The sequence below is a fragment of the Caballeronia sp. SEWSISQ10-4 2 genome, assembly GCF_030464885.1.
Lineage (GTDB): Bacteria > Pseudomonadota > Gammaproteobacteria > Burkholderiales > Burkholderiaceae > Caballeronia.
Genome location: NZ_JALPRJ010000007.1, coordinates 1 through 12,564 on the forward strand (window position 1 = coordinate 1; position 12,564 = coordinate 12,564).

The following is a 12,564-nucleotide window of genomic DNA, read 5'->3' on the forward strand; positions in this document are numbered from 1 at the left end:
CGGGCTCAGGCCCGCTCGATGAGATGGCTCAGGTCGTCGTCACGCTCCTGGCGCCCTACTTGCAGCCAAATAATTATTAAACACATTTACGGGATGTTGTACTAGTCTCGGCAACAGTCAGCAAGATTGCAATTCAAGATTTGCCTCAGCCCTTGGTGGATCATCGTTGTATCCCTTTCAGATACAACAGGATCGTCCTATCAGCGAAGCGGTGGAAGATACCAAAATCGTAGCCACTATCTGCGGATGGCGAAATCGCCGCTTTAGGTGCGCATTTCCGTCTTGACTGCAGTTACCTACCGAGAAGCGGCAACCAACGGCTATGAAATGCTAAGGATCGACGAAGTCACGGATAGCGAAGGTTTCCCCGAGCGATGCGATGTCGCGGTGATAGGCGGCGGCATCGTTGGCGTCAGCACCGCGTATGAACTGGCGCGACGCGGCGTCCAGGTGGCTCTGCTCGAAAAGGGCGTCATCGGCTGCGAGCAGTCGGGGCGCAATTGGGGCTGGGTGCGTCAGCAGAACCGCGACCTCTATGAGTTGCCGCTCGCGATGCAGAGCCTCAAGCGCTGGAGCGAACTAAGCGAAGAACTGGGCGAGGACATTGGGTTTCGTAAGGCGGGCATCCTGTACGGCACGGAGCATCAATCTGACGTCGCGCAATGGGAATCGTGGCTTGCCCGCGCCCGGGAAGTCGGCTTTAACAGCGAGATCCTCAGTGCGCGCGAACTGGCAGCGCGCATTCCGTCCGGACGTGCGAAGTGGGCTGGAGGTCTGTGGTCGGTCTCGGACGGCCGCGCCGAGCCGTCGAAAGCCGCGCCTGCGATTGCTCGCGGCGCGCAAGGTCTCGGCGCGAAGGTGTATCAGAACTGCGCGGTACGAAGTCTCGACACGAGTGCGGGGCGTGTCTCCGGCATCTGGACGGAGCGCGGCCGGCTCGCAGCCGACACCGTCGTTCTCGCGGGAGGCGCCTGGAGCGCGTTGTTCTGCCAGCATCACTGCATCGATCTGCCCGCCATCAACGTGATGGGAACGGCGTTGCGAACCGCTGAGGCGCCGGGGGTCATCGAAGGCTGTTTCTCCGGGCCTAACTTCGCGCTGAGGCGACGGTTGGACGGCGGCTACACCATCGCTGTTCCCGGCTATGGACGCGTGGAACTCGCGCCGCAAAACCTGCGGCATTCGGTGAAGTTCCGCACCGTGTTCCGCAGCAAGCTGAAGAAAAAACTGAAGATTCGCGTTGGTGCCAGCTTCTTCCACGGACCGGAGGCAAGCGCGACCTGGCGCGACGATGACGTCTCGCCGTTCGAAGAAACACGGGTGCTGGATCCCCGGCCTGATACCGAATGGCTCGACCGTGCCCTGCAAAACGTGGCCAGCGTGTTTCCCGAGCTGTCGGGCTTGCGGATCGCTCACGCATGGGCGGGCGCGATCGACACGACGCCGGACCTCGTCCCCGTCATCTCGAAGGTTAATGCGAAACCCGGTCTCGTGATCGCATCCGGCTTCAGCGGACACGGCTTTGGACTAGGGCCAGGCGCAGGCGTGCTCGTGAGCCGGCTGGTAATGGACGAGGCGCCGCAGTTCGACATTAGTCCCTACAGACTGGCCCGCTTTTCCGACGGAACGAAATTGAGCAGCCCTGAAATGATGTGAGTTGAGGCCGCGGATGAGCTATCGCGGAAGCCCACTTCGGGAGATTGAACCTCCAGTACGATTCAACTGTATTGATTAACGGCCGTTGCAATTCTAAAAGCGGCCGGAGATCTTGATTGACCTCGTATGTCGGAGTCACGCCCTGAGGTGGTCAGTCAAGGTTTTTCAGAGGGCACTTTGAACCGCCCCGGGAATCGTGGAGGCTGGTTGGTTTAAGTTAAAGCGGGTTCAACGGCAGGTGTTTCAAGTTGCCGGTAGTAGTTTGCCTCAGCTTCAGCAGGCGGGATATAGCCGAGCGGTTCCATCAGCCGATGGTGATTGAACCAGGCCACCCATCCAGCGTTGCCAACTCGACGGACTCGCGTGTTTTCCAGGTGCGGCGATGAATCAGTTCAGCCTTGTATAAGCCGTTGATCGTTTCAGCGAGGGCGTATCGTAGCTGTCGCCCCGACTGCCGACCCACGGTTCGATGCCCGCTTCGGAGAGCCGCTCGCTATAGCGAATGCTGACGTATTGCGAACCTCTGTCGGAGTGGTGTATCAGCGTTGCGTCGCTGCCTGGTCGCCGCGCGTAAAGCGCCTGTTCAAGCGCATCCAGAACGAAGTCCGTGGTCATCGACGTGCTGACGCGCCAGCCAACGATCCGCCGAGCGAACACGTCGACCACGAACGCGACGTACAACCAACCCTGCCACGTCGAGACGTAGGTGAAGTCCGAGACCCAAAGCTGGTTTGGCCGCGAAGCGTTGAACTGGCGATTGACCCGATCCAACGGGCGCGGGGCGCAGGCATCGGGGACGGTCGTGCGAACACGCTTGCCTCGCATCACGCCACGCAAGCCCAGTCGCCTCATCAATCGTTCAACGGTGCAGCGAGCCACCTCGATGCGCTCCCGGTTCATCTGCTTCCAGACTTTATCCGCGCCGTAGACCTGCATGTTGGCCTGCCAGACACGCTTGATCGCGGGTTGCAGACGTTCATCGCGTATCGCGCGAGCACAGCGCCGCGACGGATCGCGAAGCTGTGCGGCATGACGCCGATAGCCCGACGGGGCAATCCGCAAGACCTTGCAGATCGGCTCGACCCCGAAGGTGTCGCGATGCTGATCGACGAAGGCCTTCAGGACTTCAGACGGCGGTCGAGCTCCGCCTGGGCGAAAAACGCGCTCGCCAACTTCAAAATCTCGTTGGCGCGGCGCAGTTCCTTGTTCTCACGTTCCAGCGTCTTGAGGCGTTCGCGTTCCGACGTGGTCACGCCTTCGTGCTGTCGGCTATCAGGGAAGTCTCCCTAATACGCATGCGAACTATCGTGTCCTGAGCAATGGGCAAGATCTCTTCCTCAATATCATTGATCCACCTAAGCCATTATTCATGCCGGCTTCTTTCAATGTGTTTTTGTCCTTTGCCGACAGAGAGTGGTTAGTTGGACGTAAGCTGCTGATCCACTGCAACCAGGGAGAATCTCGAGCGCCGTCCCTTGCGCTACTTTTCCTCGCCAAGTGTCGGCAGGCGTTGGATAACAGTTCCTATGCAGCGGCGAAGATGGGATTCGAAAAGCTGTATCCTGCGTACAAACCCGGTTTGGTATTCAGACTTATCTGACCCAAAAATGGCATGAGCTAGGCACAGCTTTATCGCAGAGTTGAAACTAAGAGCTGGCGTGGCATCTTGGGATTGCATACGAGAGTGTCAGCAGCGTCGCCGGGTGTACTACTCACCCGGCGCGCGAAGGTTGAACTGCTGTTCGTCAAGGTCCAGCGGCGCATCGAGCGAGAATAACGGGGCTCCAAGCCGGCCTGGAAAGATCACTTATGGAAATGACGCAATCGGAAGGCGATGTCCGTAGTATCCCTTGTCAACATGGAACGAGTACGGCTGCCTGTGGGCCTGCTGGCGCACCCTTTGAAGGGCAGGTCGCAGCGCTCTACCTGCTCGCAATGCTCTGCGGAGCACCGCCACGTGGTCTTCCCGGCACAACGATAGATCGAATTGCCCTTCAACAAGCGAACACCGGGCGGCCGCTCGACGACGTAAGGGCACGTCGCAATCTCCAATGTTGTCTGTCTAAAGCCGATAATTGCCGACCTGATTTTTCGATATCCTGGCGGTATGGTCGCTACCCGACCCGAGAGAAAACGCCGTCTCAACAAGGGTTCAGCCCCACGATTGACGATCGATTGGGAGTAGAATTCCCGCTAGGAAACATCATTCGCTAGTTGATTGACTAATTAAGCCCTGTTTTTTTACAGGGCTTTATATTTTGTTTTGAGCACCATTTTTGGAATTTCCCCATGGAAATTAAAGTCAACTTTCTCGATAAGCTACGTCTTGAAGCCAAGTTCGATGACTTCACGGTAGTGTCCGACCAGCCTATCCGTTATAAGGGCGATGGCTCTGCACCTGGTCCCTTCGATTATTTTCTGGCCTCATCGGCCTTGTGCGCAGCTTACTTTGTGAAATTGTACTGTGTAAATCGCAATATTCCCACCGAAAATATTCGCCTGTCGCAGAACAATATTGTTGACCCGGAAAACCGTTACCGACAGATCTTCAAGATTCAGGTTGAGTTGCCTCCAAATATCCTGGAAGCAGACCGCCGCGGCATTTTGCGCTTTATAGACCGTTGTACGGTGAAAAAAGTGGTGCAAGCCGGACCCGAGTTCGTAATTGAAGAGGTAGAGAACCTGGATGCCGATGCTCAGTCCTTACTGATGTTGAAGCCGGCTTCTGACGCCAGCACCTATATTGCGGGCAAGGACCTTCCGTTGGAGCAAACCATCGCCAATATGTCGGCCATTTTGGCGGGCCTGGGCATGAAGATTGAAATCGCTTCGTGGCGCAATATCATTCCCAATGTGTGGTCGCTGCATATCCGCGACGCACACTCGCCTATGTGTTTTACCAATGGCAAGGGAGCGACCAAAGAAAGCGCCTTGGCGTCGGCGTTGGGAGAGTTTATCGAGCGCCTGAATTGCAACCATTTCTATGGCGGTGCGTTCTGGGGCGAAGACATCGCCAATGCGGCGTTTGTACATTACCCGAACGAGCGCTGGTTCAAGCCTGGCCGAAAGGATGCGCTGCCGGCTGAAATTCTGGATGCGTACTGCCTGGAAATTTATAATCCCGATGGCGAGTTGCATGGCTCGCATCTGTACGACACCAACTCCGGCAATGTGCAGCGCGGTATCTGTTCGCTGCCGTATGTGCGGCAGTCGGACGGCGAAGTGGTTTATTTTCCGTCCAACCTGATCGAAAACCTGTTCGTCAGCAATGGCATGAGTGCCGGTAATACGCTGGCCGAAGCGCAGGTGCAATGTCTGTCCGAAATTTTCGAACGTGCGGTAAAGCGTGAAATTCTCGAAGGTGAAATCGCATTGCCTGATGTGCCGCACGAAGTGCTGGCGAAATATCCAGGCATTCTGGCCGGAATTCAGGGGTTGGAAGAGCAGGGCTTTCCGGTGCTGGTAAAGGATGCGTCGCTGGGTGGGACCTACCCGGTGATGTGCGTCACATTGATGAACCCGCGGACGGGCGGCGTCTTTGCCTCGTTCGGCGCACACCCAAGCTTCGAGGTGGCGCTGGAACGGAGTCTTACCGAGTTGCTACAGGGGCGCAGTTTTGAAGGCCTGAACGATTTACCTCAGCCTACCTTTGTCAGTAACGCCGTGACCGAGCCCAATAACTTCGTTGAGCACTTCATTGATTCGAGCGGTGTGGTGTCGTGGCGCTTTTTCAGCGCCAAAGCGAATTTCGAGTTTGTTGAGTGGGACTTTTCTGGCCAGGGTGAAAACTCTAATGCCGAGGAAGCCGCAACATTGTTCGGAATTCTCGAAGACATGGGCAAAGAGGTGTACATGGCGGTGTATGACCAGCTGGGTGCCGTGGCCTGCCGGATTTTGGTGCCCGGGTATTCGGAAGTTTACCCGGTAGAGGATTTGATCTGGGACAACACAAACAAGGCGCTGTTGTTCCGCGCCGATATTTTGAACTTGCATCGCCTGGACGATGCCGGCCTGGCAGCATTGCTTGAGCGGTTGGATAACAATGAACTAGATGAGCACTCCGATATCGCCACTTTGATCGGCATCGAATTTGACGAGAATACGGACTGGGGGCAGTTAACAGTTCTCGAGTTGAAGCTGCTGATTCATCTCGCCTTGCAGCAATTTGAGGCGGCGCAAGAGCTGGTGGGAGCTTTCCTGCAGTACAACGACAACACGGTCGAGCGCGGACTGTTTTACCAGGCCTTGAATGTGGTGCTGGAGGTGCTGCTCGATGACGACCTGGAACTGGACGACTACGAGGTCAACTTCCGTCGGATGTTTGGCAACGCTCGGATGGACGCAGTAAAGGGGTCAGTAGACGGCAGCGTGCGGTTCTATGGCTTAACCCCAACAAGTATGAAACTAGAGGGTCTGGATAGGCACCACCGCTTGATTGACAGTTACAAAAAATTGCATAAGGCGCGGGCCAATGTGGCGACTACAGCGCGTTAGGGTTTCGAGTCTTGGCTGGTTGCGATGATTCAATTCATCCCCAGAACAAACGCATGTTGGATACCCGAGTGACCATCTGTGGCGGCATGTATCAGTGATGATGCCGCCAGCGTTGATGGTCAGATACGAAGGACAGATCGAGGGCCCTCAATATGAATCCCATCTTTGGATCATGTCGCCGGCCGGAAGGTCAACCGGAATTGATGGTGCATATGATGGGTATACGAGCTACTGTGCCTGACAAATTCTTTTTAAATTCAGGCAGCTGAAAGCGTAATTGACAATCGAGTGGGAATGGCCGAGTTGCCAGCGACTGTCGCGTGGAGAAGGCGAAAAGGCGACTTGAGCGGGATTGATATTGCCCTCCGTTGCGCCGACGGAAAGTTGCATCATTGCGACATCATCGGTGGGTTTTCGTGAAAATCCGATGGAACGAGGCGCGGCTAGGCGGGAACGTATTCTAGCGAAGATTTCTTAGGTGACATCGCGAAGCCCGATATTGTTTATATAACCACAGTATCGAAGGTTTCGGGTGGCTGGAGTAGGGATGGTACCGGGAACGAAAAAAATCCCGCCATGTGAGGGGCGGGGCCGCTGTGGTCCCTGAGAGGACGTGTGCGAAGGACCGCTTATCCTACCGCGGTGCATGATGAATTTCGATCAGCTAAACGACTACAAACTTTGACGAAGGCGAAACAATCTCCCTGGGCAGCCATGGGTGTCCGTGTTCTGCTAGCAGCTCTGCGCGGGGATCCATCGCACGGCCCATGCGTGCCGTTGTAAAGCAGGTAAATTTTCGGTGCGGGTAAGTGGCGGGTAAATCTTCGTTTTTCTCTCTGACGCACGCTTGAAGAGTCTTATCAGATAAGGCTTTAGACATTTTTATCATGAGTCAGAATGATAAACAGGATGTCTAATAAATTAATCGCTGCAGGTTTGTTGTCAATCGGAGTGCTCGCTGGCTGCTCGACAGCTTCGGGCCCGACTTTCAACGCCAATCAGATCCAGACGGCCACTGGCGCGCAGGTTATCGCGTGGAATGTCATGGTTTGTTCGAAGGTGTCGCGGCATGCGTGAAGCAGGCTCAGAAAATTTGTGGCGACAAGCCCGCGTACAAGCTCGAGACCATGGAACGCCTGCGTTCCCCGTCCGACGACCCTGCCGATCCGCGTGTCCTGACGTACCAGTGCGGCGCACCGGCTCAACCGGAACCCGCCGCAGCTGAAGCCCCGGCTCCCGCGCCGCAGCGCGCTCCCGAAATGCCCCGTCAAATCGATCTGAGCGGCGACGCGAATTTCGCTACCGACAGCGCCACGCTGACGCAGAAAGCAACCGGCACGCTCGACGAGTTCGTGGCGGCTGCTCAGGGCGTGACGTTGCGGCAAGTCGCCGTGGCGGGCTACACCGATTCAACGGGTTCCGCGTCGCATAACCGGCAGTTGTCGCAACGCCGTGCGGAATCGGTGATGCAGTATTTGAAGGACCACGGTCTGCGTTCGCAAAACTACACAGCGCAAGGTTTCGGTGCCGCGAATCCGGTCGCGCCGAACTCGTCGAACGCTGGCCGCGCGAAGAATCGCCGCGTGGAAATTCGCGTCAGCACGCAGTAATCGACGTCAGAGCTTGAACGCTTCGGTCGTTGTTTCGAAGCGTCCAGAAGCGTAAAAGCCCCGCAAGCGCGTAGCGCGTTTGCGGGGCTTTTGTTTGCAGGGCTTCTCATACTCGCGCGGATAGAACGGCCGCGCTTCGGAACCTTCAGAATAGTGTGAGCTGCGCGCGTCCCGGGCCGCCTTCAAGTGTCAGCAAATGTTGCTTGCGTTCCACGCCACCGGCATAACCGGTCAACTCTCCGTCCGCGCCTATCACCCGATGACACGGCACGATGATTCCCACCGGATTGCGCCCGTTCGCTCCGCCCACGGCGCGCGATGCTCCCGGAGCCACACCGATCCGGCGCGCGAGATCGCCGTAGGTCCAGGATGTGCCGAACGGGATCTCTTGCAACGCTGCCCACACACGTTGCTGGAACTCGGTGCCGTTGAGCCGTAACGGCACGGAAAACACCGTGCGCTCGCCGGCGAAATACTCGGCAATCTGTTCCTCCGCCTCGATAATCGCCCGCGACTTCGGCGGTCCTGTATCGATGAGACCGGCCGGAAAGTGCTTCTGTCCGACGAAGAACAATCCCGTCAGGAAATCGTCTTCCGCGCGATACGCGAGGTGGCCCAGCGGACTCGGTGCAACGTGGCATTCGATCAAGGGTCGTCTCCGGCCAATTTTTAACGCTCAGATGAACGGATTATCCGTCTTGCCCGCTGGCTTCGGCGGTTCGTCGGCGAGTTTCGTGGGTAAGCTTGTGTCGTTCTGCAGGGCATCGACGATGGCGTTCACCGCTTTTTGCAGCGCAAGCGCCGTCGTCAAGCCCGTTTTATCGCGTGCGATCGTCAGGTCGCCGGAAATGGAGAGGCGCGCGGTGTCGTTGGCGATCACAAGCGCGTCGCCGTTGATGTTGAGCGTATCGGTACCGTTGGAAAATGGCTTAAACACCTTTCAGTCCTCCAATGCGTTGGTCTTTCAGCGTGTCCGGAATGCCTGGAAATTGGAGCCCGCTCATTGCTTCCAGTTCGCGAACCGTCTTGACCGTGTATTCGTTCGTGGGCGTGTTGTCCACCACCACGGCGAACGCCAGCTCGCGCTTCGGCAGATACACGACCTTATACAACTGCGTGGGCACAAGCACACGCGACTCGCCGATGGTCTGCAACTGCCGTCCGGAAAACAGCGGTCCGGTGACGACATAAGAATCGCCGGATTGTTCCACGAGCCGCCGCACCGCCTGTTCGATCCGCGACCAGATGCGCCGGTTATTCGACGGATCTTGCGGCACGACGTTCGCCAGCGAAAACGATTCCGCCATGCCCTTTTTGTCCCACCGGTCGCCGGCCGGACTCATGTGTCCGCGATCGTAGCCGCTTTTCTTGTAGTCCGAGAGCGTGGCACTGTCGCCGGGCGGCAGTTTCTTATCGACAAAAAAACGGTTCGTGCGCGTGTTGTCGCGGGCATCGTCAATATGTTGCGCCGTCAAGTGCTCCGCCGACCACAGCGGACCGTGCGTGACGCCGGAATGCAGGACGGCGAAGTCGGAATAGCAAAGTTGCTGCGTCGATACGCGCATCTTCGCATTCGCGATAATCGGCGCCCGGCCACCCGGGCTGAACTGCGGACAGTCGCCGGCCGCGAGGACGTTGAGGGAGACAGTGGCGCCGAGCGCCGCCAGGAACGATGCGAAATGCGTGAAGCGGATTTTCATGCGGAAGGCGAGGTCGGGGTGTAGTGGGCTAATTTCGTCGAGGCCGGAGTATAAGGCGCTGAGGTGCGTTGTGTGGCGGTGAGCATCGGTGGCTATCGGAGGCGAAAACACACACGCGATAAAATTCCCGCGCCGCCGCAGCGTGCGTGCGCGTAGTGTGCGGCCGCGACGACCCTTTCTGTCTTTGATTTCCTACTTGCGAGCTTCCGCGCCCATGACCTCGATCAGCCGCATGTTTTGCGCTGTTGTTGCTTTAGCCGTATCGATTGCATCGCCCGTATTCGCCGACGAGGTGGCGTCCTCCCCAACGGTCGCCTCGTCCCCGGCACCGGCCGACAACGACGGTCCCGTCTACGGCCCTGAACTCCAGGGCTTCGACTACCCGTATCCGGTTGGCCGGTTCGGGATTTCATCGCAGCGGCAAATCGTGCGCATGGCGTACATGGACGTTGCGCCGAAACGGCCCAACGGGCGAACCGTGGTCCTGCTGCACGGCAAGAACTTTTGCGCGGCGACGTGGAAGGAGAGCATCGATGTGCTCACCGACGCGGGGTATCGAGTGATCGCACCGGATCAGATCGGCTTTTGCAAATCGACTAAACCGGTGCGTTATCAGTACACGTTCCAGCAGCTCGCGCGCAATACGCACGCGTTGCTCGCGGCGCTTGGCGTGAAAAAAGCGACGCTCGTCGCGCACTCTACAGGCGGCATGATTGCCGTGCGTTACGCACTGATGTATCCGCAGGAGACCGAGCAGCTCGTGCTGGTGAATCCGATCGGGCTGGAGGACTGGAAGGCAAAGGGCGTACCGTCGATATCGATCGATGACTGGTACACGCGCGAGTTGAAGACAAGCGCCGACGGCATTCGCAACTACGAGCAGGCCACGTATTACGCGGGTCACTGGGACGCGCGTTACGAGCCGTGGGTGCAGATGCTGGCGGGAATGTATCGCGGCGCGGGCAAGGAGGTTGTCGCGTGGAACTCGGCGTTGCTGTACGACATGATCTATACGCAGCCGGTCGTGTACGAGTTCGGGCAGATCAGGACACCGACGTTGCTGCTTATCGGCGACAAGGACACGACTGCGATCGGCAAGGATCTCGCTCCGCCGGAAATTCGGTCGACGCTTGGGCGTTATCCGGAGGTGGCCAAACGCGCAGCAGAGGCGATCCCGGGAGCGAGGCTGGTCGAGTTTGCGGAGTTGGGGCATGCACCCCAGATGCAGGACCCGCACGCGTTCCATCAGGCATTGCTCGCGGGGCTGGCAGCGCTCGGTGAGAAGAGCAACTGAGGGTTTTGTCGGCGCCGGTGGAGCGTTCTGGCCGCTGGCGGAACCGGGCCTGTCAATCTCTCGTGCGAACGAATCACCATTGCCAAAAATATGAAGACCTTCCTTCTTTACGTTGTAACTGCCATCGCAGAGATAGTGGGCTGCTATTTTCCCTATCGATGGCTAAAGGAGGACGGCTCGCCGTGGCTCCTCATTCCCGGTGCGTTCGCGCTCGCGCTCTTCGCGTGGTTATTGACGCTACATGCCAGCGCTGCCGGCCGCGTTTATGCGGCGTACGGCGGCGTGTATATCTTCGTGGCGATCATGTGGTTGTGGATCGTCGAACGGATTCGCCCGACGACCTGGGATCTGGCCGGTGTGGCGATCGCACTGGCCGGCATGAGCGTGATCGCGTTTCAGCCGCGCGGATGAAGCCGGCGGGCCGTTTTGCGCCTTAAGCCTTAAGCCTCCAGTGCCAGCAACGCAAACGTCGCGAGCCAGTGCTCGCCCATGTAGTCGCCCGCCACATGCGCCAGGCCCGCTGCAAGGTGATCGTTCGCCGTGGCATCGAGCAAGCTTGTGCGCACGTCGCCCGCGGGCAGCGAGCGGGCCAGTGACCGCTGGCACCACGCGCGGCTGAGATTCAGGCCATCGAGGTGCGCAAGCTTGCCGTCGCTGCGATCCGTGACGGTGGCGGGCGTGAACAGCGTGGCGGGTTCGCGCGCGCCCAACTGGGGGAGAAAGCGGTCGAACCAGCCGGCGAATTCGGCCGCGGGCAACACGCGCTGCATCAACTCGGCTTCCATCAGCGACGACGATAAAAACTCATCTCCGCCCGGTTCCCACGCCTGACAACCGGCATCGTTCAGATACCAGCGGCGCGCGGTATCGACGATCAGCGTTTCAAACGCAGAATCACCCACCTGCCGCGCATAACCGATAGCCAGCGTCAATGCGAACGCCGTATTGAAATGCGTGCCCACACGCAGCGGATATGTCGATTTCGGCAGGAATTCCGTGAAACGCTCGACAAACGCGTGCGCAAGCGGCACGAGTGCCGCGGCCCAGCGTTGGCCGTCAGTTGACTGCATCGACCGAAGCTGGCCGGCGAGCGCGAGCAGCCACGCCCAGCCGTATGGACGTTCGAAACCACGCGCCTCCGGACGCTGCAAATACGCGACTTCGGCGGCGACGTTGGTATCGGTGAAATGGGCGTCGATCAACACACGGATTGCCGGCGCTTCGGGCAACTCGGGGAAGCGGTCGACAAGCCGCGCGATCAGCCAGTATCCGTGAACGCACGAGTGCCAGTCGAAGCTGCCATAGAAGATCGGGTGGAGGGTGCGCGGGCCTTGCGCGTCGGCGGCGCTTCCCATCACGTGGTCGAGCTTGTTCGGGTATTCGCGCGTCAGGTGGTCGAGCGCGAGCCTGGCGAATTTCGACGCGAGGGCGGCGTCGAGCGGTGGTGTCGATGACTGCGGGTTCATGCGGTTCTCCAGAAAACAAGTCGTCCGCAATTATGGCGAGACTTCGGCTCACGGAACGAGTGAATCGAGCGGCGATCGATGTCATGCGATGCGGCGTTGAGCGGTCATTTTTTTTGCGACTCAGGGTAATTACCAAGAACTTTCGATCTGCATGACTGTAAGTTTTTGTTCGCTCCGTTCATCACGCTTGCTGGGTCTGCTGCAGGCCGTTGATCTACCAGCAATCCCTTTCGAAAAAGGCCTTGTGGATATCTGCCAGATTCTTTTTCTGACGAAAAACTTTCTGTATAAACACCAACGTAAGCTGAAATTTTGCTGACCGTCATACTGCGCCAACTCCTTGC

At 58.1% G+C, this 12,564-nt stretch carries 10 protein-coding genes, 1 pseudogene and 1 other annotated feature; of the genes and pseudogenes, 5 read left to right on the forward strand and 6 right to left on the reverse strand.

Annotation, left to right across the window (positions count from 1 at the left end; translation table 11 throughout):
* Positions 1–327: 327 nt before the first annotated feature.
* Positions 328–1,656 carry an FAD-binding oxidoreductase gene (locus M0D69_RS06260; protein WP_301781354.1) on the forward strand — a complete coding sequence of 443 codons (1,329 nt, stop codon included), beginning with the start codon at positions 328–330 and terminating at the stop codon, positions 1,654–1,656.
* A gap of 212 nt (positions 1,657–1,868) precedes the next feature.
* On the opposite strand, the pseudogene M0D69_RS06265 reads toward M0D69_RS06260, so the two are convergent.
* Positions 1,869–2,915 (reverse strand): annotated as a pseudogene (locus M0D69_RS06265) (IS3 family transposase); the annotation flags it as partial.
* Positions 2,704–2,820, reverse strand: a sequence feature (AL1L pseudoknot). Its footprint overlaps the pseudogene before it by 117 nt.
* Positions 2,916–3,945: 1,030 nt before the next feature.
* Between M0D69_RS06265 and M0D69_RS06270 the strand changes: the two are divergent.
* Positions 3,946–6,150, forward strand: a complete 2,205-nt coding sequence (locus M0D69_RS06270; RefSeq protein WP_301781202.1) for an OsmC domain/YcaO domain-containing protein — start codon at positions 3,946–3,948, stop codon at positions 6,148–6,150.
* Between the two features lie 1,049 nt (positions 6,151–7,199).
* On the forward strand, positions 7,200–7,760 hold the full coding sequence (locus M0D69_RS06275; RefSeq protein WP_301781203.1) for an OmpA family protein: 561 nt from the start codon (positions 7,200–7,202) through the stop codon (positions 7,758–7,760).
* Positions 7,761–7,905: 145 nt separating this feature from the next.
* Here M0D69_RS06275 and M0D69_RS06280 read toward each other — a convergent pair whose 3' ends face one another.
* From M0D69_RS06280 to M0D69_RS06290, 3 genes are read right to left on the reverse strand one after another with little or no spacing between them, the layout of a single operon-like run.
* Positions 7,906–8,409 (reverse strand): methylated-DNA--[protein]-cysteine S-methyltransferase, encoded by a 504-nt coding sequence (locus M0D69_RS06280; protein WP_301781204.1) that lies wholly within the window; start codon positions 8,407–8,409, stop codon positions 7,906–7,908.
* A 27-nt stretch (positions 8,410–8,436) separates the two neighbouring features.
* Positions 8,437–8,697 (reverse strand): hypothetical protein, encoded by a 261-nt coding sequence (locus M0D69_RS06285; RefSeq protein WP_301781205.1) that lies wholly within the window; start codon positions 8,695–8,697, stop codon positions 8,437–8,439.
* Positions 8,690–9,460, reverse strand: coding sequence for a DNA/RNA non-specific endonuclease (locus M0D69_RS06290; RefSeq protein ID WP_301781206.1), 771 nt, complete (start codon positions 9,458–9,460; stop codon positions 8,690–8,692). Before M0D69_RS06290 ends, M0D69_RS06285 begins: the two co-directional genes overlap by 8 nt.
* Before the next feature lie 214 nt (positions 9,461–9,674).
* Here M0D69_RS06290 and M0D69_RS06295 point away from each other — a divergent pair, with 214 nt between their 5' ends.
* Entirely contained in the window at positions 9,675–10,754 is a 1,080-nt protein-coding gene (locus M0D69_RS06295) for an alpha/beta fold hydrolase (RefSeq protein ID WP_301781207.1), read from the forward strand.
* Between the two features lie 90 nt (positions 10,755–10,844).
* The gene (locus M0D69_RS06300; protein WP_301781208.1) at positions 10,845–11,165 is read left to right on the forward strand and encodes a YnfA family protein; all 321 of its coding nucleotides are present in this window, start codon (positions 10,845–10,847) and stop codon (positions 11,163–11,165) included.
* A 29-nt stretch (positions 11,166–11,194) separates the two neighbouring features.
* Here M0D69_RS06300 and M0D69_RS06305 read toward each other — a convergent pair whose 3' ends face one another.
* Together M0D69_RS06305 and M0D69_RS06310 are read right to left on the reverse strand one after the other, a co-directional pair.
* Positions 11,195–12,220, reverse strand: coding sequence for a DUF2891 domain-containing protein (locus tag M0D69_RS06305; RefSeq protein WP_301781209.1), 1,026 nt, complete (start codon positions 12,218–12,220; stop codon positions 11,195–11,197).
* 104 nt (positions 12,221–12,324) lie between these two features.
* Positions 12,325–12,546 (reverse strand): hypothetical protein, encoded by a 222-nt coding sequence (locus tag M0D69_RS06310; protein WP_301781210.1) that lies wholly within the window; start codon positions 12,544–12,546, stop codon positions 12,325–12,327.
* Positions 12,547–12,564: the final 18 nt, after the last annotated feature.

Bases quoted from the DNA above. Each gene is read 5' to 3' on its own strand.
- M0D69_RS06270 (WP_301781202.1), top strand. From the start codon at position 3,946: ATGGAAATTAAAGTCAACTTTCTCGATAAGCTACGTCTTGAAGCCAAG.
- M0D69_RS06295 (WP_301781207.1), top strand. From the start codon at position 9,675: ATGACCTCGATCAGCCGCATGTTTTGCGCTGTTGTTGCTTTAGCCGTA.
- M0D69_RS06310 (WP_301781210.1), bottom strand. From the start codon at position 12,546: ATGACGGTCAGCAAAATTTCAGCTTACGTTGGTGTTTATACAGAAAGT.
- M0D69_RS06300 (WP_301781208.1), top strand. From the start codon at position 10,845: ATGAAGACCTTCCTTCTTTACGTTGTAACTGCCATCGCAGAGATAGTG.
- M0D69_RS06305 (WP_301781209.1), bottom strand. From the start codon at position 12,220: ATGAACCCGCAGTCATCGACACCACCGCTCGACGCCGCCCTCGCGTCG.
- M0D69_RS06260 (WP_301781354.1), top strand. From the start codon at position 328: ATGCTAAGGATCGACGAAGTCACGGATAGCGAAGGTTTCCCCGAGCGA.
- M0D69_RS06290 (WP_301781206.1), bottom strand. From the start codon at position 9,460: ATGAAAATCCGCTTCACGCATTTCGCATCGTTCCTGGCGGCGCTCGGC.